This is a genomic window from Burkholderia sp. BE17 (assembly GCF_009362305.1).
In the GTDB taxonomy this organism is placed as follows: domain Bacteria; phylum Pseudomonadota; class Gammaproteobacteria; order Burkholderiales; family Burkholderiaceae; genus Burkholderia; species Burkholderia pyrrocinia_C.
In genome coordinates, this window is record NZ_WHNU01000018.1 from 18603 (window position 1) to 42096 (window position 23494).

A 23494-nucleotide genomic window follows, 5' to 3' on the forward strand; every position below is an offset into this window, starting at 1 on the left:
TACGCGACGCCGATCGCGTGTCGACGTCGGCAAATTGATCAGCGGATTGGGCGCACGGCCGGCTCAAACTTCATACGCTCCCCGGCGGTACGCCAGATCGTTTTGCGGCACATCCGGGGTGCCAAGCGTTGCCGCCTGTCGGCGGATAACCGATGAAGAAATTCAGCTCGTCGCACGCTATCGAATAGGGATGAAGCAGCATGGTATCGTCGCCCTCCCGCCCGAAGACGGCCGGACGCATGTGCGTGCTGCGGAAGAACTGCGCGACAGCCGGCAAACGATCGGCGACGCCGGCCCACCTCCGCATCAGCCGATCGGCAAGCGCATGGCTAGGCGTTCAGCAATTCGCGCCACGTCATCGGCACGTCGACGCCGGTCCGCATCTCGTCTGCCGCGATCCAGACACTGCCGTTCACGCGGAAACGCTTCAACTCCGCCGCGCAGGCCTGTTTCGACCGCTCGATCATCACGCGACCGTGGAATGCCGGCCCCGGTGCAATCTCCAGTTTCGCTTCGCCGGGCCGATCCTCAGGCGCCACGCAACGCCCGCTCGTATCCCGTCGCGTAGCACCCTGCCCTTGGCCCCCCACGCCGCCGCGAGTATGCTTGCAGTTCGAACGATCTCCAACCTGGGCGCGCACACCGCACCGTTGATGAGCGCACCGCCAACCGTCTTTCACCACCACCGATGGATTTCGACGTAATCGTTCTCGGCGCAGGCATCGTCGGCGTCTCCGCCGCGCTGCACCTGCAGGATCGCGGCCGCAAGGTCGCCCTTGTCGATCGCGGCGCGCCCGGCGAAGGCACGAGCTTCGGCAACGCGGGGCTGATCGAGCGCTCGTCGGTCGAACCGTATCCGTTCCCGCGCAGCCCGTTCACGCTGATGCGCTATGCGCTGAACCGCTCGACCGATCTCTACTGGCACAGCGCGTCGCTGCCCGCGTTCGCGCCGTGGCTCGCGCGGTTCTGGTGGGAATCGGCGCCGCTGCGTCACGCAGCAGCGTCGCGCGACATGCTGCCGCTGATCGAGCGCTGCCTCGCCGAGCACGACGCGCTGATCGCGCGGGCCGGTGCCGGGGAACTCGTGCGCGCGAGCGGCTGGCTCGAAGCGTTTCGCACGCCGGCCGCGTTCGAACGCGGCGTGGCCGAAGCCGGCCTCACCGCGCGCCGCCACGGGCTCGGCATCACGCCGCTCGATGCCACCGCGCTGCTCGCGCACGAACCGAGCCTCGCGCCCGGCTTCTGCGGCGCGCTGCACTGGCTCGATCCGAAAAGCGTCGTCGATCCGTCCGCGCTCGTCAAAGCGTATGCGCAGCTCTTCGTGCAAGGCGGCGGCACGCTGCTGACGGGCGACGCCGCGAGCCTCGACGCGCTGTCGCCCGGCTGGCAGGTCGGCACGCAGGACGGCATGGCCGCCGCGCCGGCCGTCGTCGTCGCGCTCGGCCCGTGGTCCGACACGGTGTTCGGCAAGTTCGGCTACAAGATCCCGCTGCGCGAGAAGCGCGGTTATCACATGCACTACGCGCCGTCCGCGCGCGGCGTGCCGTCGGCGCCGATCGTCGATCGCGAATACGGCTACGTGATCGCGCCGATGCGGCGCGGGCTGCGGCTGACGACCGGTGTCGAGATCGCGCGGCGCGGCGTGCCGCCGACCGGCGTGCAGCTCGAACGCGCGGAGCGCATTGCACGCCCCGTGTTCGGCTTCGGCGAGCGGCTCGACCCGCAGCCGTGGCTCGGCTTCCGGCCGTGCACGCCCGACATGCGCCCGGTGATCGGCCCCGCGCCCGCACATCGCGGGCTGTGGTTCTCGTTCGGGCACAACCATCACGGGCTGACGCTCGGCCCCGTCACCGGCCGCCTGCTGGCCGAGATGATGACGGGCGAGACGCCCTTTACCGATCCGGCGCCCTATCGCGCCGACCGCTTCTGATTCCGAACGCGTAGAAAATCAACGCACGCGCTCAGTCGAGCGCGCGACCGAAGATACGGATCACTTCGTCGAGATGGTCGGCCATCGCGCGGCGCGCGGCCTCCGGGTCGCGCGCGCGGATCGCGTCGAGGATCGCGCGGTGCTCCAGTTCCGACCGGTGCGGCATGTCGTTCGGCATGTACAGCGACTGCAGCCGCTGGAACATCAGGTCGTACTTGTGCGCAAGCAACTGCTTGATCATCAGCGCGTACGCGGGGTTGTCGCTCGCTTCCGCGATGCGGATATGGAACAGCCGGTCGCCCGGATGCGTGAGCGAGCCGCTGCGGTTGTCGTCCTGGTTGCGCAGGAACGCTTCGTGGATCCCTTCGATCTGCTCGTCCGAACCGTGCTTCGCGGCAAGCGACGCGGCTTCCGGCTCGATCAGCCGGCGCGCCTGCAACAGCGCGAACGGCGGGATTTCGGTGTCGAGGTCGAGCGCGATGCCGAGTTCGGGATCGATCTCGACGACCGTGAACGGCGCGGCCTTCGCATCGGGTTCGGGCTCGGGCGCGGCGACCGTTTCGGGATGGCGCACCTTCACGCCGTCGCCGACGCGCACGCTGACGAGCCCGCTTACTTCGAGCGCGATCAGCGCCTCGCGCACCGACGTGCGCGACACGCCGAACTGTTCGGCCAGTTCGCGCTCGGGCGGCAGATAGCTGCCCGGCGGAAAATCCCCGGACTCGATCATCGCACTGAGCTTGTCGGCGATCTGCTGGTAAAGGCGGCGGTTCTGAATCGGCTGGATGGACATACGTTGATGCAGGTGATCGGTTTCGTTGCGGACGGTCCGGCGAATCGCGCGGACCGTTCGCGCCTATTTTATATCCCGCGCTTCATCTCGCCCGGCACCGCATAACAATGCGCGGCCGTGCCGCCCCACAGCGCGTTGCGCTCGGCGGCCGACAGCCGCGATTCGGCCCAGCGCTCGACGATCGACGCCACTTCGTCATACGACGCGGCAAGCAGGCACACGGGCCAGTCCGACCCGAACATCAGACGCTGCGGGCCGAACGCGTCGAGCGCCGCATCGAGGCACTGCTCGATATGCCGGATGTCCTGCGCGCGCAGGCCGCGCCGCCAGTCGGCTTCGGTCACGAGCCCCGACAACTTGCACGCGACGTGCGGCAGCGCGCCCAGTTCGCGCAGCGCAGTGCGCCAGCGCGGCAGCGCGGTTTCGTCGCGCTCGAACTCGGCCAGCGCGGGCTTGCCGACGTGGTCGAGCACGAGCCAGTGCGCATCGTGCCGTGCGCAGAATGCGCGCACGTCGGGTAACTGGCGCTCGAACACGAGCACGTCGTACACATAGCCGTTCGCCTGCAGCCACGCGACGCCGCGATTGAAGCCGGTATCCGCGACGAAGGCGCCGACGTCGGCTTCGTCCTGCACCTGGTGACGAAAGCCGCGCAGCTTCGGGCTGCGCCATTCGGCGATACGGTCGGCAAGCTGCGGTGCACCGAGATCCTCCCAGCCGACCACCGCCGCGATGCGCGCGTCGTCGCGGGCGAGATCGAGCAGGAACGCCGTCTCGTCGCGCCCGGCGCGCGCCTGCACCGCGATCGACGCGCCGATCGCCTGCGCATGCATCAGCGGCCACAGCGCGTCGGGCAGATAGTCGCGCGCGAGCACGCCCATCCCGGTGCCGATCCACGGATAGTCGGCCGCGCGATAACGCCAGAAGTGCTGATGGGAATCGATACGCACTGCGCCCATGGTGTCCTCGTGTTCCGCTCCGGCAAGACAACTCACGCCGCCGCACACGCTACCCGCCGCGTGCGGCGACGCCATGACACGCCGATCAGTCGTACAACGCCGCCGCGACCTTCGGATCGTCGATATTGGTCTTGTCGTACCAATAGAAACCGGTATCGATGACCTTCGGCAGCTTCTCGCCCTTGATCGCCTTCACGGCCGCCTCGACCGTCTTGTAGCCGATCCCGACCGGGTTCTGCGTGATCGCGCCGGCCATCAGCCCGCTGCGGATCGCGTCCTTCTGCTGCTTGCCGGAATCGTAGCCGACGATCACGACCTTGCGCTTCATCTCGCGCACGCCGTTGACCACGCCGATCGCCGAGCCTTCGTTGGTACCGAACAGCCCCTTGAGCTTCGGATACGCCTGCAGGATCGACTTCGTCACCTCGGTCGACTTCAGCTGGTCGCCTTCGCCGTACTGCACGGTCACGACCTTCACCTTCGGGTGCGCCGCCTTCATGCGTTCGAGAAAACCGTCGCGGCGGTCGATGCCGGTGCGGCTCGTCTGGTCGTGCGCGACCACGGCCACCTCGCCTTCGTCGCCGATCAGCGCGGCGAGCTTGTCGGCGGCGAGCGATGCGGCGGCCTTGTTGTTGGTCGAGGCCGTCGTCACCGGGATGTCGCTGTCGACGCCCGAGTCGAACGCGATCACCGGGATCTTCTCGGCCTGCGCCTTCTTCAGCAGCGGCAGCGCAGCCTTGCTGTCGAGCGCCGCGAAGCCGAGCGCGGCCGGCTTCTTGGCGATCGCGGCGGACAGCATGTCGATCTGCTTGTCGACCATCGCCTCGGTTTCGGGGCCTTCGAACGTCACCTTCACCTTGTAGTCCTTCGCGGCCTGCATCGCGCCCGATTTCACGGCCTGCCAGAACTGATGCTGGAAGCCCTTCGAGATCAACGGGATGTAGGTTTCCTGCGCCTGCGCGCCGGCCGTGACGCCGACGGCGAACGTCAGCCCGACGATCGCGTTCAACACCTTGCTCCTGATCACTTCGCGTCTCCTTGGTTGGTATCTGCTGGGATGCCGGCCATGCCGGCGGTGAAGCGGATGCATGCGCGCGTCAACGGCGCCGCCGGCGCAGGATGTCGACGTAGACGGCGAGGATGATGATCACGCCCGTCACGACCGTCTGCCATTCCTGCGCGACCGACATGATGCGCAGGCCGTTGGTCAGCACGCTCATGATGAACGCGCCGATGATGGTGCCGACGATGCTGCCCGCGCCGCCCGACAGCGACGTGCCGCCGATCACGACGGCCGCGATCGCGTCGAGCTCGTAGCCCTGCCCGAGCGCGGGCTGCGCGGAATTCAGCCGCGACGCGATCAGCAGCCCGGCGATCCCGCACACCGCGCCGCTGAACGTGTAGACCGCGATCTTCCACGCGTCGACGTTCACGCCGGACAACCGCAGCGCTTCCTCGTTGCTGCCGAGCGCGAACGTATAGCGGCCGAAGATCGTCCGGTTCAGCACGATCGATGCGCCGACCGCGACGAGAAACAGGATCAGCACCGCGTTCGGGATCGGCAGCGCGGGGATCAGGTTGCCGATCAGCGAATCCTGCGCGATCGACGTGAAGCCCGGCGTGTCGTTGAAGTAGATCGGCCGCGTGCCCGAGATCACGAGCGACAGGCCCTTGAGCAGCATCATCATGCCGAGCGTCGCGATGAACGGCGGCACCTTCATCTTCGCGATCACGAAGCCCGACACGCAGCCCGACAGCGCGCCGAACAGCAGCGCGGCCAGGATTCCGAGCGGCAGCGGCATCCCCCACTTCGTCAGCACGACGCCGGCCATCACCGCGCAGAACGTCATCAGCGTGCCGACCGACAGGTCGATGCCCGACGTGATGATCACGTAGGTACAGGCGACGGCCAGCACGCCGTTCACGGCGGTGGCCTGCAGGATCGTGACGAGGTTGTCGACTTCGAGGAAGTTCGGCGACGCGATGCTGAAGAACACGATCAGCAGCACGAGGCTCGCGAACGCGAGCAGCTTCTGCCGCGCGGCCGGGTTGAAGAAGCGGGCGCGGAAGCCGGATGCGCCGGCCGGCGAATCGCCGGAAGCGAGGGGCGGAACGGGATGCGTATCGTTGGACATGATCGGGTAAGCGTCTGAATCAGGACAATACGGTCGACTCGCGTTGCGTCGCGAGCTGCATGATCTTTTCCTGCGTGGCGTCGGCCGCGCGCAATTCGCCGGTAACGCGGCCTTCGCACATCACGAGAATCCGGTGGCTCATGCGCAGCACCTCGGGCAGTTCCGACGAGATCATCACGATCGCCTTGCCGTCGGCGGCGAGCGCGTCGAGCAGCTTGTAGATCTCGCTTTTCGCGCCGACGTCGATGCCGCGCGTCGGCTCGTCGAAGAACAGGATGTCGCAGTCGCGCAGCAGCCACTTCGCAATGACGATCTTCTGCTGGTTGCCGCCCGACAGCAGCCGTGCGGGCTGCGCGACCGACGGCGTGCGGATCGCGAGCTGCCGCACGTACGCCTGCGCGGTGTCGCGCATCTCGCGCGCATCGAGAAACAAGCCGCGGCGCACGAAGCGGCGCATGCTCGACAGCGCGATGTTGTTCTGCACGTCCATCCCGACCGCGAGCCCGAAGTGCTTGCGATCCTCGGACAGGTAGCCGATTCCGTGCGCGACCGCGTCGGCCGGCGTGTGGATCGTCACGGTCTTGCCGTGCACGCGGATCTCGCCCGCGTCGACCGGGTCCGCACCGAACACCGCGCGCGCGACCTCGGTGCGGCCCGCGCCCATCAGCCCCGCGAAACCGAGGATCTCGCCGCGCCGCAGCGTGAAGCCGACATCGCGGATCGCGCGGCCGCGCGACAGCCCGCGCACTTCGAGCGCGACGTCGTTCGCGGACGTATCGGGCGGCGTGCGGTGCTCCGTATCGAGCTGGCGGCCGACCATCATCGCGATGATCGCGTCCATCGACGTTTCCGCCATCGGCACGGTCGCGACGTACTTGCCGTCGCGCATCACGGTCACGCGATCGGCGATCTGGCGCAGCTCGTCCATCTTGTGCGAGATGTAGACGATACCGACGCCGTGCGCGCGCAAATCTCGGATGATGCGGAACAGCTCGGCGATCTCCGCGTTGTTGAGCGCGGCGGTCGGCTCGTCCATGATCAGCACGCGCGAGTCGAACGACAGCGCCTTCGCGATCTCGACCATCTGCTGCTTCGCGACCGTCAGCCTGCCGACCGGCGTACGCGGGTCGAGATCGAGCCGCATCCGCTGGAAGATCGCGGCCGCGTCGCGGTTCAATTTGTCTTCGTCGACGAACACGCCGAAGCGACCGCGCGGCTCGCGGCCGATGAAGATGTTCTGCGCGACGCTCAGGTGGTTCATCAGGTTCAGTTCCTGATGGATGATGCCGATCCCGAGCGCCTGCGCGGCGCGCGGATCGGCGATCTCCACCGCGCGGCCATCCATCCGGATCTCGCCTTCGTCGCGCTGGTACACGCCGGCGAGGATCTTCATCAGCGTCGATTTGCCGGCGCCGTTCTCGCCCATCAGCGCATGCACTTCGCCGGCACGCAGGTCGAAACGGCAGTCGTCGAGCGCCTGCACGCCCGGAAAGCGCTTGCCGATGCCGCTCAACGCAATCAGCGGCGGCGCGGCGTTCAGGTTCGGGTCGGGTTGCATGGGGTCGGGGTTCCGGTGCATTCAGCCGATCGCGCGGTCGAGATGCGTATAACCGCCATCGACGAACAGCCACTGGCCCGTCGTGTGCGATGCGCGATCCGACAGCAGGAACACGGTCGTGTCGGCGATCTCGTCGGCCGTCGTGAAGCGCTTGCCGAGCGGCACCTTGCCGGCGATTTCGGCGAGCTTCGCATCGGGATCGTCGAAACCGGCGAGCCAGTTCCTGTAAAGCGGCGTCATCACCTCGGCCGGGATCACCGCGTTCACGCGCACGCCGTCGTCGCGCAACGCGACGGCCCATTCGCGCGTCAACGCGAGCTGCGCGCCCTTCGACGCGCAATAGCCGCTCGTGTTGCCCTGCCCGGTGACGGCCGTCTTCGACGAGATGTTGACGATCGCGCCGCGCGCCGCCTTCAGGTGCGGCACGCAGTAGTGCGCCATCACGTAGTAGTGGATCAGATTGCGCTCGAGCGATGCGACGAACGCGTCGCGCCCGGCGTCGAGGCCGATGCTGTCGTTGATGCCCGCGTTGTTGACGAGGCCGTCGATGCGGCCGAAGCGCGCGACGGTCCGCGCGACCGCATCGCGGCATTGCGTATCGTCCTGCAGCTCGACCGACACGCATTCGGCGCGCGGCTGCTTCTGTACAAGCTCGCGCCAGAACGCGTCGTCGGGCGTGTGGCGCGCGAACACCACCGGAATCGCACCTTCGCCGGCGAGCCGCATCGAGATCGCGGCGCCGATGCCCGATGCACCGCCGGTCACGATCACGACCTTGTCTTGCAGGTTCAAATCCACTTCGCGTCTCCGTCGTTCATGTTGTCGCCGCGCACGACGCGCGTCGTGCGGCGTGCGTCGCCGTACTTCAGCCGCGGAACAGGTACTGCTCCAGCGATTCGGGCTTCATCTCGATCGAGAAACCGGGCGCCGTCGGCGGCATGTATGCCGCGCCGCGCACCACGCACGGCTCGACGAAATGCTCGTGCAGGTGATCGACGTATTCGGTCACGCGCCCTTCCTTCGTGCCGGAAATGCACACGTAGTCGATCATCGACAGGTGCTGCACGTATTCGCACAGCCCGACGCCGCCCGCATGCGGGCACACGGGCAGCCCGTACTTCGCGGCCATCAGCATCACCGCGAGAATCTCGTTCACGCCGCCGAGCCGGCATGCGTCGATCTGCACGACGTCGATCGCGCCGCGCGCGATGAACTGCTTGAACAGCACGCGGTTCTGGCACATCTCGCCGGTCGCGACCTGCACGGGTGCGATCGCCTTGCGGATCTTGCGATGTCCTTCGACGTCGTCGGGGCTCGTCGGCTCCTCGATGAACCACGGCCGCGCGAACGCGAGCTCGCGCACCCAGTCGATCGCCTCGTCGACTTCCCACACCTGGTTCGCGTCGATCATCAGCTTGCGATCCGGGCCGATCACCTCGCGCGCGATCGTCACGCGGCGGATGTCGTCCTCGAGGTTCGCGCCGACCTTCAGCTTCACGTAGTCGAACCCCGCTTCCACCGCTTCGTGGCACAGCCGGCGCAGCTTGTCGTCGCTGTAGCCGAGCCAGCCGGCCGACGTCGTGTAGCACGGGTAGCCGTCGCGCTCCAGCGTCGCGATCCGCGCGGCCTTGCCGGGCGCCTGCCGGCGCAGCAGGTCGAGCGCTTCGTCCGGCGTCAGGCAGTCGGTCAGGTAGCGGAAGTCGATCGCGCGCACCAGCTCCTCGGGGCTCATGTCGGCGACGAGCCGCCACAGCGGCTTGCCGACCGCCTTCGCCCACAGATCCCACACCGCGTTGACGACGGCGCCCGTCGCCAGGTGGATCGCGCCCTTGTCGGGGCCGATCCAGCGCAACTGGCTGTCCGACGTGACGTGCCGCCAGAAGCGGCCCATGTCCTCGCGAATCCAGTCGAGGTCGAGGCCGACGACGAGGTGGCGCATCGCGTCGATCGCCGCGCAGCAGATTTCGTTGCCGCGCCCGATGGTGAACGTGAGCCCGTGACCTTCGAGCCCGTCGCGATCGGTTTCGAGCACGACGTAGGCCGCCGAATAATCGGGGTCCGGATTCATCGCATCGGAGCCGTCGAGCTGGCGCGAGGTCGGAAAGCGCACGTCGAGGACGCGCATCGATCGAATGATAGGCATGACGAACCGTCCGTTAAAGGAAATCAGGCCTGCACGGTGCGCTGGCGCTGCTCGCCGAGCCCGTCGATGCCGAGCGTGATCACCTGCCCGGCGCGCAGATAGACGGGCGGCTTCTGCCCGAGGCCGACGCCCGGCGGCGTGCCGGTCGAGATCACGTCGCCCGGCTGCAGGCTCATGAAGCGGCTCAGGTAGCTGATCAGGTGCGGCACGCGGAACACCATCGTCGCGGTCGAGCCGTTCTGGTAGCGGTGGCCGTCGACGTCGAGCCACAGCCGCAGCGCGTGCGGATCGGGCACTTCGTCGGCCGTCACGAGCCACGGGCCGAGCGGGCCGAACGTGTCGTTGCCCTTGCCCTTGTCCCACGTGCCGCCGCGTTCGAGCTGGTATTCGCGCTCAGACACGTCGTTCACGACGCAGTAGCCGGCGACATGCGACAGCGCGTCGGCTTCGTCGATATAACGACCGCCCCGGCCGATCACCACGCCGAGCTCAACTTCCCAGTCGGTCTTCTCCGAGCCGCGCGGAATCTCGACGTCGTCGTTCGGCCCCGAGATCGCACTCGTCCACTTGCCGAACACAACGGGCTCCTTCGGCACCTCCATCCCCGATTCGGCCGCGTGATCGGAATAGTTGAGCCCGATGCAGATGAACTTGCCGACGCGGCCGACGCACGCGCCGAGCCGCGGCGTGCCTTCGACGAGCGGCAGCGATGACGGCGGAATGTCGCGCAGCCGCGCGAGCGAGGCCGGCGACAGCGCGTCGCCCGCGATGTCGTCGATCACGCCGGACAGGTCGCGGATATGGCCCTGCGCATCGAGCAGGCCCGGTTTTTCATGGTTTTTGTCGCCAAATCTCAGCAGTTTCATGGGGTTGTCTGAATGGAAACGGAACGTGAATGGGAAGGCGCGGTTAGTTCGACACGGTCGGTTAGACACGGTCAGTTCGACCAGCCGCCGTCGATCAGGTGAATGGCGCCGGTGGTAAATGCGGACTCGTCGGATGCCAGATAGGTTGCCAGCGCGGCGATCTCGTCCGCCGTACCGACGCGCCCCATCGGCTGACGCGCGACAAAGGCGGCGCGCACCGCGTCGATGGTCGTGTTCTGCGTCCGCGCCTGCTCGGCGATACGGGCCTCGAGCGAAGGCGACTCGACCGTGCCGGGGCAGATCGCGTTGCAACGAATGCCTTGACCGACAAAATCGGCGGCCACCGCCTTGGTCAGCCCGATCACGGCCGCCTTGGTGGTGCCGTACACGAAGCGATTCGGCACGCCCTTCACGCTCGACGCGGCCGACGACATGTTGACGATCGATGCGCCGTCCGCCGCGAGCATCGCGGGCAGCAGCGCGCGGATCAGCCGGTACATCGACGTGACGTTCAGGTTCAACGAGAACGCCCACGCGTCGTCGTCGCAGTCGAGGATCGAGCCGTGATGCACGTAGCCCGCGCAGTTGAACAGCACGCCGAACGCGCGTTCGCTCGCGGCGAGCGCCGCGACGTCGTTCGCATCGGTGACGTCGAGCCGCCGCGTGGTCAGCCGGCCGCCCGCGCGTTCGGCGTCGGCCGCGAGCCGCGCAAGCGCGGCTTCATTGATGTCGGTCGCCAGCACGTCGGCGCCCTCGCTTGCGAACCGCAGCGCGGTCGCGCGGCCGATGCCCTGCCCGGCCGCCGTCACCAGCGCACGCTTGCCCTGCAATCTCATGAGCACGTCTCCCGAAAAGCCGGCCACCAGTCGGCCGATTGGCACAAAGGACTAAAGGTCCAACCAATGATAGGAAGTGATCGCCCGTTTGTCACGAATTTGGGATTCAGTATTTACCCGAGCAGGTAAATCCGGCGGGTGGACAGGAATCCGGCGCTCGACCGGCCATGGCAGTGCGCTTGCGGATTCGCTCAAACCCAATGCCGGCAGGCCTCTCAGCCGGTTTTTCGCGCACGCGCGGCGCGGCTGCCGCGCCAAACTGACAAAAAAGTCATGTACACGTCAGGGTCTTAACGGGATGCGCGCGCCATCATGGCGTTGCCGGACCGCGCTTCCGGTACATCGCCACCCCGCCCGCGTTCGATCCCTGCGGGCACTCCGTCCCCCGGCGATGTACTCCGTGACTGGGCGAGCAGACACGGCGCGCGGGCCGATTTCCCGCCCCGGACTTTCCGTCCGGGGCGTTTTTGTCCGTGGATCCCAAGAAAATGAGCGGGGATTGTTTCTAATTCGGCAAAAGGTAATTTGAGCCAGACAGGATGTTTTTTCCGGTCACAGACGCTTACATTTAGCGCACCACTCATGGAAACCGCTACGGATTCGCCATCGGGTAGTGACATCCACTGCCACGGCCGAAACCGCACGAGCTTTAGGAAACGGCAAATGAAGGCCTCCAATTCCCTGCCTGCGCTCGATCCCGCCGACGTCCACGTCGAAATCCTCGAACAGTCCGATACGCTGCTCGTCGTCCGCTGGGTCGAACCCGGCCGCTGTCACTACGGCGAACAGCGCTGGCGCCGCCGCTTCGCGCAACGCACCGGCACCTGCGCACTGTCGCGCCAGGTCATCCATCGCGGCGACGAAGTGTTCCGCCCGGCCGAACGCCCGGCGCCCGCGAACGCGGCCGCGATGATCTCCGCCGCCGAAGTGCTCGCCCTCGCCGGGAGCAGGTAAATCCCGCCGACCGCGTGCCGCGGCCCGCTGCGCCACGCCGCGCGCCGGCCCTAGAAGCACCGGTCTATTCCCCCGCTTGTCTGCCACGCTCGCGCGCACTATCGTTACACCACTCAATGTAACGATTACGTGCCGCGGCCGACCGGTCGCGCCGATGGAGGCAGACATGCATGCATGGAGCGCGCGCCACGTCCCGGCGCAGGGCGGCAAGGTCGCGGTCGTGACCGGCGCCAACAGCGGCCTCGGCTGGCAGATCGCGGAAACGCTGGCCGCGAAAGGCGCGACGGTCGTGATGGGCTGCCGCGACGCCGCGCGCGCCGCACAGGCCGCCGATGCGATCCGCCGGCTCCATCCCGATGCGCGCGTCGAAGCCGATGCACTCGACCTCGCCGATCTCGCGTCGATCGAACGCTTCGCGGCTAACGTGGCCGAACGCCACGGCCGCGTCGACATCCTCTGCAACAACGCCGGCGTGATGTTCCTGCCGCTGCGGCACACGCGCGACGGTTTCGAGATGCAGTTCGGCACCAACCACCTCGGCCATTTCGCGCTGACCGGCCATCTGCTGCCCGCGCTGCGCGCCGCGCGGCGTGCACGCGTCGTGACGATGTCGAGCGGCTTCAATCGCGGCGGCCGGATTCGCGTCGACGACCTGCGCGCCGAGCACCGCTACAACCGCTATCTCGCCTATTGCGACAGCAAGCTCGCGAACCTCGTGTTCGCGATCGAACTGCAGCGCCGCTTCGAGCGCACCGCGTTCGCCGGGATCAGCGTCGCCGCGCATCCCGGCTATGCGGCGACCAACCTGCAGTTCGCGGGCCCGGCGATGGACAGCTCGCCCGCCCGCGCCGCGCTGATGCGTGCCGCGAACCGTTATCTCGCGCAGCCGGCCGACCAGGGCGCGCTGCCCGCGATCCACGCGGCGACGTCGCCCGATCTCGCGGGCGGTGCGTATATCGGGCCGTCCGGCTGGTTCGAATCGCGCGGGCTGCCGGCGCCCGCGAGCGTGCCGCGCGCGGCGCGCGACGTGGCTTCGGCGGCGCTGCTGTGGGAAGCATCGGAAGCCGTGACCGGCGTGCGGTTCCTCAGCTCGGGCGCGCCGGCCGGGCGCTCGCCTGGCCGGCCGTTCGACACGGCGGCCGAGGCGCGCTGAACCGCGCGCCGCCATCCGCAATATTCTTCATACTTATTGCAACAACCGAAAAGAAAGCAAGTTGAAAGACTGATTCGGCGCACCATTGTTACCGCCCAGAAAACAATTTATCGTCAAAATCAGCGTTTACCCTCGACCATCCGGTGACTAAGATTTGGTCAATCGCTCAAGACATGGTGTCGACAGCGAACTCAATAAAACACCGGAGGTCATCATGAAATCGCTCGTTTCCGCAGTCGTTGCCGCTGTCGCCCTGTCCGCTTCGTTCGGCGCATTCGCCCAAAGCACCGTGACCCGCGCGCAAGTGAAGAACGAACTGGTCCAGCTCGAACAAGCCGGCTACAAGCCGGGCGTGTCGAGCCCGTACTACCCGAACGACATCCAGAGCGCCGAAGCGCGCGTTCATGGCGCCGACGCCAGCGGCTACGGCGCGCAGCCGGCCCCGCTCGTCCACTCGGGCGCCCCGGCTGCCGCAGCGTCGTCGAACGCGCGCGATTCGATCTTCTTCGGCCAGTAAGCCGATGCGCCCCCGGCGGGCGCCGCGCGTCGCGCGATGAAGCCGTATCCGGACGAGCCCCTTCGCGGGGCTCGTCTTGTTTTTATGAAACGCATACCTCCGCCGCCCGGCAGCGGGTGGCTTCGCCCGGGCGCTTTGCGGCCGGGCGCTTTTTCGTCTGCGAGGCATGCGTGTATGCAAGATGAAGCCGCGTGCGCCGCCGGTCAGCGCGGCGCGGCCGCGGCAGGCGCCGAACGCGACAGCACACGCCACCGCGACAGCAGTTCGTCGCGATCGACGTAGCAGCCCTGCAGATGCCGGCGGCCGGTCGACGGATCGAACTCGGTGCGCGCATGCAGCACACGCCGGTTGTCGAACGCCCACATGTCGCCCGCCCGCAGCCGTCGCTGCACGCGAAAGCGCGGCTCGCGCGCGAGCGCGAGAAACCGCCGATACGCGCGATAGACGGCCGCGACCGATCCGGCCGGCGCATCGAGCGGCCCACGCAGGAAGTTCGCGACACGCACCTCGGTCACGTTGCCGCGCGCATCGAGCCCGATCACCGGCGCCGAACAACGGTAGTCGCTGTTCGCACTCTTGTTCCAGAACTCGAACGGCGTCGACGCGAGTTGCTCGAAATCGGCCGGATGCTCGCGCCGCAGCGCGTCCGCGAGCGCGAAGCCGTCGAGGAATACGCTGTCGCCGCCCGTCGCGTCGTTCGCGAGGCAATGCAGGAACTGCACGCCCGGCTGCAACTCGCGCGTCGGCAGATCGGTATGCGGCGGCAGGTTGAGCGACGTATACGCATTGCTGTCCGGGCGCGGCTTCGATTCGACATCGAACAGCACGCCGAAATTGCTCTCGCGGATCAGGCCGACGCGGCGCGCGATCTCGTCGACGCGGCCGCGCTCGGCCGGCACGCCTTCGACCAGCGTCAACCCCGTGCGCTGCAACGCGGCGAGCCACGCGAGCAATGCGCCGTCGTCCTCCATCACGTCGCGCCACGCGAACACGCCGATCGCCGTCGCATCGTCGCCGGCCCACACGTGCCGCCCGTGCGCGGCCTGGCGCTCCGCGCGCGACGCGTCGTCATATGCATGCGCGCGCAACCAGCCCGGCGACCACGCGCTGCGATGCCCGTCGTTCCACTCGACATGCAGCGCGCCGTCGGTTTCGACGTGCACGGTAAGCGCCGACAGGTCCTCGCGCGCATCGGCAATCTCGAACACCTGTTCGCGTGTGACCGCATGCACGCACGCGGCACATGCGCAGTTGTCGCGCAGCCAGTCGAAATGGAACGGCGATCGTCGCGTGTCGCTCCACTCGACGTCCACCGCTCCGTCACCGATTGCTACCGCGGCAATGGCCGCGTCGGCGGAAAACGTCCGCCAGTCCTCGATACGGTGTTGCGCTGCCTGCATCGTTGCCTCCCGGAAACGCCCGCTACGCGTGTGGTGCGAGCAGAAACCCGCCGACCGTCCGGTGCATCCGCGCCGCCTGCGGGCTCGTCCCGAGCGCGCGCCAGCAGCCGTGCACCAGCCCTTCTCCCATCCAGTAGTGCGCAGCCCCGCCTGCCGCGCGAATCCGTTCGACATATACGCGCGCATCGTCGCGCAGCGGATCGTGTTCCGCGCCGATCGCGAGCACGGGCGGCAGGCCGTCGAAACGCGAAGCCGCGAGCGGCACCGACGCGCGCAGCAGCGGGTCGCCTTCCGTCAGTGCGTCGGACAGGCCGCCTTCCCAGTACAGCGCGCGATAGCGACGAACGTCGTCGAGCGTCAGCATCGGCGCGTGCGCTTCCGTCTCGCGCGCGGGCGATTGCGGTTCGAACCCGAGCATCGGATAAACGAGCGCGATACCGTCGACGCCGCCTTCGCCCGCATCGCGCAGCGCGGTCGCGACGGCCGCCGCGAGCATGCCGCCCGCGCTGTCACCCGCGAGCGTCAGCGGATGCACGCACGGACCGAACGGCCAACGCGCATCGGATGCGGCGCGCGTGACCGCGAGGCAATCGTCAAGCGCGGCCGGTGCGCGGTGTTCGGGCGCCAGCCGGTAGTCGACCGCGATCACGTCGAGCCCCGTGTCGGCCGCCAGTTGTGCAGTGATCAGCGCATGACTGTCGAGCGATCCGACGACGAAGCCGCCGCCATGAAAAAACAGCGCCGTGCCGCGCGGCTTGCCGTGCGCCGCCGTGTAGCGCCGCAGTGCGATCGTGCGTCCGTCCGGTGCGTGCCACACGGCATCCTGCTGCACGATGCCGGCCGGCAGAGCCGCCGGCGTCCATTCGGCCGCGAAGCGGTCGTAGAGGCGGCGCTGCTCGTCGGGCGAGCGCGCCGCCGCATCGGCCGGATACCACGCGTCGACGGCTGCGACGAACGCTGCGATTTCCGGTTCGAGCATCGAGTGCGCTCCGCGAATGAAGATTGACGGCGCTAGCGGCGCGGCGGCAACCCGATCACGCGGCCCGCATACGCAGGCGCCGCGCAATCGCGCTGCAACGCATGAAGCTCGACCACGCGCGCGGCGACGTCTTCGTCGAACGGCGCCGACTTCGCGCCGTCGCGCGTATCGACGTGCAGCAGCATCTGCTCGCTCGCCGATACCGCGTCGTCATGCCCGTCCGCGAACAGTTCGAGATACAGGTGCAGTCGCTTCGCGTCGTGCGCGAGCACGCGCGCATCGACGCGCACCTGCGTGCCGTCCTTGATCTCGTGCAGGTAGTTCACGTGCGCTTCGAGCGTGTAGACCGAGCGGCCCCGCTCGCGACGCGCGGCGTCGTCGAGGCCGATGCGATCCAGCAACGCATCGGTCGCGAAGCTGAAGATCAGCAGGTAGAACGCATCGCGCAGGTGGCCGTTGTAGTCGACCCATTCGGGCCGCACCACGTCGCGGTATATCGTCAGCGGGGTATCGCCCGTCATCGCTTGTCCTTTAGTCCTCGAATCGCATCCCGTGCCGCGCCTTCACCGCGGCGATCGACTTCAGCACCTCGGTGATGCACTCGTCGCGATAGCGTTCGAGCTCCTTGATGCTGCGCGTGCCCTGCTGTTCGGTCGTGCCTTCGACGACGCTGTCGATCAGCGCGTCGGTGAGCGTCGGCGCGACCAGCTTCGTCCACGGCAGTTCGAGCGCAGGGCCGAACTGCTGCATGAAGTGTCGCATGCCCGCGTCGCCGCCCGCCAGCGTGTAGGTCAGGAACGTGCCCATGAACGACCAGCGGATGCCCGCGCCGAAACGGATCGCGTCGTCGATCTCGCCGGTCGTCGCGACCCCTTCGTTGACGAGATGCAGCGCCTCGCGCCACAACGCTTCGAGCAGCCGGTCCGCGATGAAGCCCGGCACTTCCTTGCGCACGTGCAGCGGCCGCATGCCGAGCTTGCGATAGATCTCCATCGCCGCCTCGACCGCTTCCGGCGACGTGCGCTCGCCGCCGAGCACCTCGACGAGCGGCAGCAGGTAGACCGGATTGAACGGATGGCCGACCACGCAGCGCTCCGGATGCGTCGCACGCGCGTAGAAATCCGTCGGCAGCAGCCCCGACGTCGACGACGCGATGATCGCGTCGGGTTTCGCCGCGCGGCTGATCTGCTCGTGCAGTTCGAGCTTCAGCGCCTCGCGCTCGGGCGCGCTTTCCTGGATGAAATCCGCATCGGCGACGCACGCTTCGATCGTCGACACGAACCGCAGCCGCGCGGGATCGGCGCCCGGCGCGAGGCCGACGCGTTCGAGCGCGGGCCACGCGTTCGCGACGTTCGCGCGCAGCCGTTCTTCCGCGCCCGGCGCGGGGTCCCACACGACCACGTCCAAACCGTGCGCGAGCGCGCGGGAAATCCACCCGCTGCCGATCACGCCGGTGCCGATGGCGGCGAACGTCTTGATGTCGGTCTTCACAGCCATGTCAACGCATCCTTCAATTCAAGGGAAATCGGTGGGCGGCCGCGCCTGTGCGCGCCGCCGTGTCGTATCGGTCAAAAAAAACTCAAGCGAATTCGGCGATCGCGCGGCGTTCGAGCGGTCGCTCGCCGCGTGCGGGCAAGCCGAGCTTGCGGCGGCCTTCGGCCGGCGTCAGCACACGGCCGCCGAGCCGTTCGACGATCTCTCTCGCGCGCTCGACGAGCGTGCCGTTGGTCGCGGGTACGCCGCGGTCGAGCCAGATGTTGTCTTCGAGGCCGACGCGCACGTGGCCGCCGAGCAGCATCGCCTGCGCGACCATCGGCATCTGCATGCGGCCGATCCCGAAGCCGGCCCAGTGCGCGCCCGGCGGCAGGTTGTCGACCATCGCCTTCATCGTGCCCGTATCGGCCGGCGCGCCCCACGGAATGCCGAGGCAAAGCTGGAACAGCGGCGGATCGTCGAGCAGCCCTTCCTTCAGCAACTGCTTCGCGAACCACAGATGGCCCGTATCGAAGATCTCCAGCTCCGGCTTCACGCCGAGCTCCTGGATGCGCTTCGCGCCCGCGCGCAACTGCGCGGGCGTCGACACGTAGATGTAGTCGCCGTCGCCGAAATTCAGCGTGCCGCAGTCGAGCGTGCAGATCTCGGGCAGCAGTTCCTCGACGTGCGCGAGGCGCGTGAGGCCGCCGACCAGATCGGTGCCCTTGCCGAAACGCATCGGGTCTTCGCCCGGGCCGATCTCGAGATCGCCGCCCATGCCGGCCGTCAGGTTGATGATCACGTCGACGTCGGCCGAGCGGATGCGGTCGACCACTTCGCGGTACAGGTTCGGGTCGCGGCTGCCGCGCCCCGTCTGCGGATCGCGCACGTGGCAGTGCGCGACGGTGGCGCCGGCTTTCGCGGCCTCGATCGCGGCGGCCGCGATCTCCTTCGGCGTGACCGGAATCGCCGGATGCTTGCCGACCGTATCGCCCGCGCCGGTGACGGCGCAGGTCACGATGACTTCATGGTTCATGCTGTTTGCCTCGCTTGACTCTGTTTATTTCGCATTGCTGATGTTTTGTCGGTGCACGCGTCGTGCAACGTGCAGGCCATTACAGGCCGAGATACGCCTTGACCGCCGGCAAGCCGTCCTTGCCGTCGAACGTCTTGACACCGGCGAGCCACGGATCGAGCACCTGCGGGTTCTTCTTCAGGTAGGCCTTCGCGGCGTCGGCCGGTTTCGTCTTGTTCATCACCGACTGCATCAGCTGGTTCTCGAGCTGCGTCGAGAAGCGCAGGTTCGTGACGAGCTTGCCCGCGTTCGGACAGCGCGAGATGAAGTCGGGCGCCGTCAGCGTGTACACGCGCGCTTCGCCGTAGTTCGGGCCGAACGACGCGTCGCCGCCGGACAGGTAGTTCATGCTGAGCTGGATGTTCATCGGATGCGGTTCCCAGCCGAGGAACACGACCCACTTCTTCTCGCGGATCGCACGCTCGACCGTCACCAGCATCCCGGCCTCGCTCGATTCGACGAGCTTGAAGCCGCCGAGCCCGTACTGGTTCGTGTCGATCATCTTCTGGATCGTCGCGTTCGCGCTGCTGCCCGGCTCGATCCCGTAGATCTTGCCGTCGAGTTCCGCGCGGTGCTTCGCGATGTCCTCGAAGGTCTTCAGGCCGGCCTGGTATTCGTAGCTCGGCACCGCGAGCGTGGCCTTCGCGCCGGACAGGTTCGGCGTTTCGACGACGTTGATCGACTTGCTGTCGAGGAACGGCTGGAGCTGTTTCTGCTGCACGGGCCACCAGTAGCCGAGCGACACGTCGAGCTGCTTGCTCTTCAGGCCGGCGAACGAGATCGGCACCGACGCGATCGTCGTGGTCGGCTTGTAGCCGAGCGCCTCGAACACGGTCGACGCGAGCGCCGTGGTCGACGTGATGTCGGTCCAGCCGATATCCGCGAAACGCACGGTGCGGCAGGCCGCGGCATCCGTTTCGGCACGCGCCGCGTTCGTGAACGCGGCGGTCGCCAGCACGGCCGCGACAAGCGCGGCGATCTTCGTCGACTTCATGGTTCGGTTCCTCCCGGTGGGACGCGTGGCAGCCGGCGCACGGGGTGTGCGCCGGCCTGCATCGTGGGAGTAAAAGTAACGAGCCATATTGGCCGCGAGAAGACCGGCGGCGACCTGTTCTTGACTATTTGCGACTATGAGTGGAAACCACTAGGTTTTTGTAGAGGCTTGATGGGCGTGGTTTTCGCGCGTGTTTTGGAAGAAATCGGCTTGTCCACATGCGGCGCGTGGCTTTCGAGCCTGTCGGAACGAGGCGGGATGCCGATGCCGCTTCGGGCCCGGGGCGTTGGAGCCGCACGGACGAATTGGCCAGGTCAGCCTGACGGCTTCCGCAACGCGATGAGCCGCACGTCGGAACGTCGGAAAGCCGTCCGTCCGTTCATCGAAACAGGCGGCTACACCATCATCCCGCGAGCCATCGTTGCGCGAACCATCGTGCTTGCCCTTCCTCCAGCAGCCGAAAGCGCATTTCACATTGCGGAACCCACGTCGAATTCCCGCAACCTCCCTTTTTCGCCGCTTGAAAACTTGTTTTGCATCGCAAAAATCGCCGCGTATCTCATTGAAAAACAAGAGAAATTTATGTCTTATGTCTTATATAAGACATCTCCAAAAGCGCATCGGGCGGCGTTACCATTCAGTCATGCAGTTCGCTTCGACATACGGAGCGCCACGCTCAACCATTTACTCAAACGCGCTTTGCTCTTAGGAGATTGACATGGCCCAGTATCAAGACGACATCAAGGCAGTTGCCGGTTTGAAAGAAAACCACGGCAGCGCGTGGAATGCGATCAGCCCCGAGTATGCCGCCCGCATGCGCGCGCAGAACAAGTTCAAGACGGGTCTGGACATCGCGAAGTACACCGCCAGGATCATGCGCGCCGACATGGCCGCCTACGATGCCGACCCGGCGAAGTACACGCAGTCGCTCGGCTGCTGGCACGGTTTCATCGGCCAGCAGAAGATGATCTCCATCAAGAAGCACTTCAACAGCACCGAACGCCGCTACCTCTACCTGTCCGGCTGGATGGTGGCCGCGCTGCGCTCCGAGTTCGGCCCGCTGCCGGACCAGTCGATGCACGAGAAGACCTCCGTCAGCGCGCTGATCCGCGAGCTGTACACGTTCCTGCGTCAGGCCGACGCCCGTGAACTGGGCGGCCTGTTCCGCGAACTCGACGCGGCCGAAGGCCCGGCCAAGGCTGCCATCCAGGCAAAAATCGACAACCACGTGACGCACGTCGTGCCGATCATCGCCGACATCGACGCGGGTTTCGGCAACGCGGAAGCCACGTACCTGCTGGCCAAGCAGTTCATCGAAGCGGGCGCCTGCTGCATCCAGATCGAAAACCAGGTGTCCGACGAGAAGCAGTGCGGCCACCAGGACGGCAAGGTCACCGTGCCGCACGAGGACTTCCTCGCGAAGATCCGCGCGATCCGCTACGCGTTCCTGGAACTGGGCGTGGACGACGGCATCATCGTGGCCCGTACCGACTCGCTGGGCGCCGGCCTGACCAAGCAGATCGCCGTGACCAGCACGCCGGGCGACCTGGGCGACCAATACAACGCGTTCCTCGATTGCGAAGAACTGTCGGCCGACCAACTGGGCAACGGTGACGTCGTCATCAAGCGCGACGGCAAGCTGCTGCGTCCGAAGCGCCTGCCGAGCAACCTGTTCCAGTTCCGCGCCGGCACGGGCGAAGCACGCTGCGTGCTGGATTGCGTCACCGCACTGCAAAACGGCGCCGACCTGCTGTGGATCGAAACCGAAAAACCGCATATCGCGCAGATCGGCGGCATGGTCAGCGAGATTCGCAAGGTCATCCCGAACGCGAAGCTGGTGTACAACAACAGCCCGTCGTTCAACTGGACGCTGAATTTCCGTCAGCAGGCGTATGACGCGATGAAGGCCGAGGGCAAGGACGTGTCGGCATACGACCGCGCGCAGCTGATGAGCGTGGAATACGATCAGACCGAACTGGCAGCGCTCGCCGACGAGAAGATCCGCACGTTCCAGGCAGATGCATCGCGCGAAGCCGGTATCTTCCACCACCTGATCACGCTGCCGACGTACCACACCGCCGCGCTGTCGACCGACAACCTGGCCAAGGAATACTTCGGCGACCAGGGCATGCTGGGTTACGTGGCTGGCGTGCAGCGCAAGGAAATCCGCCAGGGCATCGCCTGCGTGAAGCACCAGAACATGTCCGGCTCGGACATCGGCGACGACCACAAGGAATATTTCAGCGGCGAAGCAGCGCTGAAGGCGGCGGGTAAGGACAACACGATGAACCAGTTCTGATAATGGTCATATCCGAAGCTAAACGCCAGCCCCGAAGGTCTTGTACCCTAAACGCACATACTTTTTGAGCGTTGTGTCTGAGACCCTTACGGCTGCTGGGATTCTGTCCCACCAGTGTTCGATGTATTGATACATAGAAATACATCGAAGCCCCGACGCGCCGATGCAGGTCATCGGCGCGTTTTTGTTGGTGAACTACAATTTCGGGGCACGCTTGGCGCGGGTATGCGTGTCGTTTTTGGCATGCCGCGAAGGCGGTCGGTACGCAACCCCGAAATGGAGCCGATGCAATGCTCGATCAACTTCCTCGCGAGGCCCCCCCCGCAATCCGAGCGGCCGCCAATGTTTCGGGCGATCTCTCGCTGGCGCTGCCTTGGCATCGCAATGAACCTCTGCCGGTGTTCGATTGCAAGACGGCCGAGCAACTCGTGCGGGAGAGGCGTTCGGACGATTTGATGCGCTACATAGCGTCCCTTGAGGCTGGGGCGGCCGGATAGATCACTCGGTCGAGATCATGCGGGCCTTGTGATGCGCAACACAGGCCGACCATCCACATTTTTCAGCGGGAAGTATGACTTGTGCGTCGCCGGATCGATCGCGACGAGCTGACGGCGCGTCTGGACGTTCACGAAGATGTGACGGGAGACAGGGTCGTATTGCGTGTTGCCGGCTTCGCCGTCGAGCGGGATCGTCGCAACGCGCTGGTTGCGCTGAACGTCCAGGACCGTTTCCGTTTTCCCGTATTCATCGGATACGTACAGCTTGCGCACGTCCGGAGCGTAGGCCATCCCGTCCGGGTAACGGCCTCCAGGCATGCGCGACGATTTTCAGCGTTGCGGCGTCGATTGCTACGATTTCGTCCGTCCCGGTTGCAGATGCGTACACGCGCGACAGTTCCGGAACGGCGAGCACGCCGTGCACTGCCGAGACATCCGGGATTCGCGCGGTTACGCGTGAAGCCCGCATATCGAATACCACGACCTCCCCATCGCCGAGATGCGCGATAAACAGCAAGTTGCGACTCGTATCCAGGCTTGCGTAGTCGAATCGCGTCGGTCGACCGGGCAATGGAATATCCGCAACCCGCTTCAGCGGCAGGCTGACGAGCGAGAGATCGCCTGCCTTCGCATGAGCACGATAGGCAGCGAAGCCCGCCACGGAGAGCGTCACCAAAAGCCCGACCGGCAGAAGCAGGCCCAGGCGTAAATTTCGGAGGAATTTCATAACTCGATCCTGCGACAACCATCACCGCCGCGTTCGGCTCAAACCGAGCGCGGCAGCACCGCTAAACTCACAAAGTCATTGCGCAACGGCAGCCTGCGCGATCTTCCTTAAACGTGACATCGATATGGCTCCAGTGACTGTAGACAGGTGAAAAGCGCGCATTCTTGCCGTGCGGCGATGCGTCGCTTCGTGTCGGCTCCCCGCGA

At 66.5% G+C, this 23494-nt stretch carries 23 protein-coding genes and 1 pseudogene; 7 read left to right on the forward strand and 17 right to left on the reverse strand.

All coding sequences use genetic code 11. From position 1 onward, the window contains the following. Positions 1–329 precede the first annotated feature (329 nt). Positions 330–539 carry a hypothetical protein gene (locus tag GD429_RS16935; protein ID WP_152858108.1) on the reverse strand — a complete coding sequence of 70 codons (210 nt, stop codon included), beginning with the start codon at positions 537–539 and terminating at the stop codon, positions 330–332. Positions 540–688: 149 nt separating this feature from the next. Between GD429_RS16935 and GD429_RS16940 the strand changes: the two genes are divergently transcribed. Continuing rightward, entirely contained in the window at positions 689–1930 is a 1242-nt protein-coding gene (locus tag GD429_RS16940) for an NAD(P)/FAD-dependent oxidoreductase (RefSeq protein ID WP_152858110.1), read from the forward strand. A gap of 31 nt (positions 1931–1961) precedes the next feature. Here the strand turns inward: GD429_RS16940 and GD429_RS16945 are convergent, their stop codons facing one another. From GD429_RS16945 to GD429_RS16985, 9 genes are all read right to left on the reverse strand, one after another. Beyond that, positions 1962–2723, reverse strand: a complete 762-nt coding sequence (locus tag GD429_RS16945; RefSeq protein ID WP_152858112.1) for a FadR/GntR family transcriptional regulator — start codon at positions 2721–2723, stop codon at positions 1962–1964. A gap of 68 nt (positions 2724–2791) precedes the next feature. Further along, positions 2792–3682, reverse strand: a complete 891-nt coding sequence (locus GD429_RS16950; protein WP_152858114.1) for an amidohydrolase family protein — start codon at positions 3680–3682, stop codon at positions 2792–2794. Positions 3683–3767: 85 nt separating this feature from the next. Next, the gene (locus tag GD429_RS16955; RefSeq protein WP_047902564.1) at positions 3768–4709 is read right to left on the reverse strand and encodes an ABC transporter substrate-binding protein; all 942 of its coding nucleotides are present in this window, start codon (positions 4707–4709) and stop codon (positions 3768–3770) included. A gap of 70 nt (positions 4710–4779) precedes the next feature. Continuing rightward, the gene (locus tag GD429_RS16960; RefSeq protein WP_152858116.1) at positions 4780–5817 is read right to left on the reverse strand and encodes an ABC transporter permease; all 1038 of its coding nucleotides are present in this window, start codon (positions 5815–5817) and stop codon (positions 4780–4782) included. Positions 5818–5836: 19 nt separating this feature from the next. After that, a complete protein-coding gene (locus tag GD429_RS16965) occupies positions 5837–7375 on the reverse strand; it encodes a sugar ABC transporter ATP-binding protein (RefSeq protein ID WP_152858118.1) in 1539 nt (512 codons plus the stop codon). Between the two features lie 21 nt (positions 7376–7396). Further along, complete coding sequence (locus GD429_RS16970) at positions 7397–8173, reverse strand: SDR family oxidoreductase (protein WP_321574665.1); 777 nt, start codon at positions 8171–8173, stop codon at positions 7397–7399. A 67-nt stretch (positions 8174–8240) separates the two neighbouring features. Continuing rightward, the gene (locus tag GD429_RS16975; RefSeq protein WP_152858120.1) at positions 8241–9518 is read right to left on the reverse strand and encodes an L-fuconate dehydratase; all 1278 of its coding nucleotides are present in this window, start codon (positions 9516–9518) and stop codon (positions 8241–8243) included. A gap of 23 nt (positions 9519–9541) precedes the next feature. Beyond that, positions 9542–10384: an ureidoglycolate lyase gene (locus tag GD429_RS16980; RefSeq protein WP_152858122.1), complete on the reverse strand. Its 843-nt coding sequence runs from the start codon at positions 10382–10384 to the stop codon at positions 9542–9544. Between the two features lie 71 nt (positions 10385–10455). Beyond that, complete coding sequence (locus GD429_RS16985) at positions 10456–11220, reverse strand: SDR family oxidoreductase (protein ID WP_152858124.1); 765 nt, start codon at positions 11218–11220, stop codon at positions 10456–10458. Positions 11221–11883: 663 nt separating this feature from the next. On the opposite strand from GD429_RS16985, the gene GD429_RS16990 reads away from it, so the two are divergent. The 3 genes from GD429_RS16990 to GD429_RS17000 all read left to right on the forward strand — a co-directional run bounded on the left by GD429_RS16990 (position 11884) and on the right by GD429_RS17000 (position 13844). Further along, the gene (locus GD429_RS16990; RefSeq protein ID WP_152858126.1) at positions 11884–12174 is read left to right on the forward strand and encodes a DUF3331 domain-containing protein; all 291 of its coding nucleotides are present in this window, start codon (positions 11884–11886) and stop codon (positions 12172–12174) included. A gap of 166 nt (positions 12175–12340) precedes the next feature. Further along, entirely contained in the window at positions 12341–13327 is a 987-nt protein-coding gene (locus GD429_RS16995) for an oxidoreductase (RefSeq protein WP_152858128.1), read from the forward strand. A 214-nt stretch (positions 13328–13541) separates the two neighbouring features. Then, positions 13542–13844 carry a DUF4148 domain-containing protein gene (locus GD429_RS17000; protein ID WP_096473632.1) on the forward strand — a complete coding sequence of 101 codons (303 nt, stop codon included), beginning with the start codon at positions 13542–13544 and terminating at the stop codon, positions 13842–13844. 203 nt (positions 13845–14047) lie between these two features. On the opposite strand, the gene GD429_RS17005 is transcribed toward GD429_RS17000, so the two are convergent. The 6 genes from GD429_RS17005 to GD429_RS17030 form a co-directional block, all read right to left on the reverse strand. Then, a complete protein-coding gene (locus tag GD429_RS17005; RefSeq protein ID WP_152858130.1) occupies positions 14048–15244 on the reverse strand; it encodes a TauD/TfdA family dioxygenase in 1197 nt (398 codons plus the stop codon). 22 nt (positions 15245–15266) lie between these two features. Beyond that, positions 15267–16223 (reverse strand): alpha/beta hydrolase, encoded by a 957-nt coding sequence (locus tag GD429_RS17010; RefSeq protein ID WP_152858132.1) that lies wholly within the window; start codon positions 16221–16223, stop codon positions 15267–15269. Between the two features lie 32 nt (positions 16224–16255). Next, on the reverse strand, positions 16256–16744 hold the full coding sequence (locus GD429_RS17015) for a thioesterase family protein (protein WP_152858134.1): 489 nt from the start codon (positions 16742–16744) through the stop codon (positions 16256–16258). Positions 16745–16754: 10 nt separating this feature from the next. Further along, positions 16755–17720: an L-carnitine dehydrogenase gene (locus GD429_RS17020; protein WP_072441925.1), complete on the reverse strand. Its 966-nt coding sequence runs from the start codon at positions 17718–17720 to the stop codon at positions 16755–16757. Between the two features lie 82 nt (positions 17721–17802). Next, positions 17803–18732, reverse strand: a complete 930-nt coding sequence (locus GD429_RS17025; protein ID WP_111018764.1) for a 3-keto-5-aminohexanoate cleavage protein — start codon at positions 18730–18732, stop codon at positions 17803–17805. A 79-nt stretch (positions 18733–18811) separates the two neighbouring features. Next, complete coding sequence (locus tag GD429_RS17030) at positions 18812–19765, reverse strand: choline ABC transporter substrate-binding protein (protein WP_152858136.1); 954 nt, start codon at positions 19763–19765, stop codon at positions 18812–18814. Positions 19766–19828: 63 nt separating this feature from the next. Between GD429_RS17030 and GD429_RS40480 the strand changes: the two genes are divergently transcribed. From GD429_RS40480 to GD429_RS17040, 3 genes are all read left to right on the forward strand, one after another. After that, positions 19829–20482, forward strand: a complete 654-nt coding sequence (locus tag GD429_RS40480; RefSeq protein ID WP_193727125.1) for a hypothetical protein — start codon at positions 19829–19831, stop codon at positions 20480–20482. A 1-nt stretch (position 20483) separates the two neighbouring features. Next, positions 20484–22064, forward strand: a complete 1581-nt coding sequence (locus tag GD429_RS17035; protein ID WP_152858138.1) for an isocitrate lyase — start codon at positions 20484–20486, stop codon at positions 22062–22064. 290 nt (positions 22065–22354) lie between these two features. Next, positions 22355–22561 carry a hypothetical protein gene (locus GD429_RS17040; RefSeq protein WP_193727121.1) on the forward strand — a complete coding sequence of 69 codons (207 nt, stop codon included), beginning with the start codon at positions 22355–22357 and terminating at the stop codon, positions 22559–22561. Between the two features lie 87 nt (positions 22562–22648). Here GD429_RS17040 and GD429_RS17045 read toward each other — a convergent pair. Next, a pseudogene (locus GD429_RS17045) lies at positions 22649–23288 on the reverse strand (YncE family protein); the annotation flags it as partial. Positions 23289–23494: the final 206 nt, after the last annotated feature.

Bases quoted from the DNA above. Each gene is read 5' to 3' on its own strand.
- GD429_RS17030 (WP_152858136.1), bottom strand. From the start codon at position 19,765: ATGAAGTCGACGAAGATCGCCGCGCTTGTCGCGGCCGTGCTGGCGACC.
- GD429_RS17015 (WP_152858134.1), bottom strand. From the start codon at position 16,744: ATGACGGGCGATACCCCGCTGACGATATACCGCGACGTGGTGCGGCCC.
- GD429_RS16980 (WP_152858122.1), bottom strand. From the start codon at position 10,384: ATGAAACTGCTGAGATTTGGCGACAAAAACCATGAAAAACCGGGCCTG.
- GD429_RS16965 (WP_152858118.1), bottom strand. From the start codon at position 7,375: ATGCAACCCGACCCGAACCTGAACGCCGCGCCGCCGCTGATTGCGTTG.
- GD429_RS16990 (WP_152858126.1), top strand. From the start codon at position 11,884: ATGAAGGCCTCCAATTCCCTGCCTGCGCTCGATCCCGCCGACGTCCAC.
- GD429_RS16960 (WP_152858116.1), bottom strand. From the start codon at position 5,817: ATGTCCAACGATACGCATCCCGTTCCGCCCCTCGCTTCCGGCGATTCG.
- GD429_RS16950 (WP_152858114.1), bottom strand. From the start codon at position 3,682: ATGGGCGCAGTGCGTATCGATTCCCATCAGCACTTCTGGCGTTATCGC.
- GD429_RS17035 (WP_152858138.1), top strand. From the start codon at position 20,484: ATGGCCCAGTATCAAGACGACATCAAGGCAGTTGCCGGTTTGAAAGAA.
- GD429_RS16995 (WP_152858128.1), top strand. From the start codon at position 12,341: ATGCATGCATGGAGCGCGCGCCACGTCCCGGCGCAGGGCGGCAAGGTC.
- GD429_RS16940 (WP_152858110.1), top strand. From the start codon at position 689: ATGGATTTCGACGTAATCGTTCTCGGCGCAGGCATCGTCGGCGTCTCC.
- GD429_RS17020 (WP_072441925.1), bottom strand. From the start codon at position 17,720: ATGGCTGTGAAGACCGACATCAAGACGTTCGCCGCCATCGGCACCGGC.
- GD429_RS17010 (WP_152858132.1), bottom strand. From the start codon at position 16,223: ATGCTCGAACCGGAAATCGCAGCGTTCGTCGCAGCCGTCGACGCGTGG.
- GD429_RS16985 (WP_152858124.1), bottom strand. From the start codon at position 11,220: ATGAGATTGCAGGGCAAGCGTGCGCTGGTGACGGCGGCCGGGCAGGGC.
- GD429_RS17000 (WP_096473632.1), top strand. From the start codon at position 13,542: ATGAAATCGCTCGTTTCCGCAGTCGTTGCCGCTGTCGCCCTGTCCGCT.
- GD429_RS17040 (WP_193727121.1), top strand. From the start codon at position 22,355: ATGCTCGATCAACTTCCTCGCGAGGCCCCCCCCGCAATCCGAGCGGCC.
- GD429_RS16945 (WP_152858112.1), bottom strand. From the start codon at position 2,723: ATGTCCATCCAGCCGATTCAGAACCGCCGCCTTTACCAGCAGATCGCC.
- GD429_RS17025 (WP_111018764.1), bottom strand. From the start codon at position 18,732: ATGAACCATGAAGTCATCGTGACCTGCGCCGTCACCGGCGCGGGCGAT.
- GD429_RS16975 (WP_152858120.1), bottom strand. From the start codon at position 9,518: ATGCCTATCATTCGATCGATGCGCGTCCTCGACGTGCGCTTTCCGACC.
- GD429_RS17005 (WP_152858130.1), bottom strand. From the start codon at position 15,244: ATGCAGGCAGCGCAACACCGTATCGAGGACTGGCGGACGTTTTCCGCC.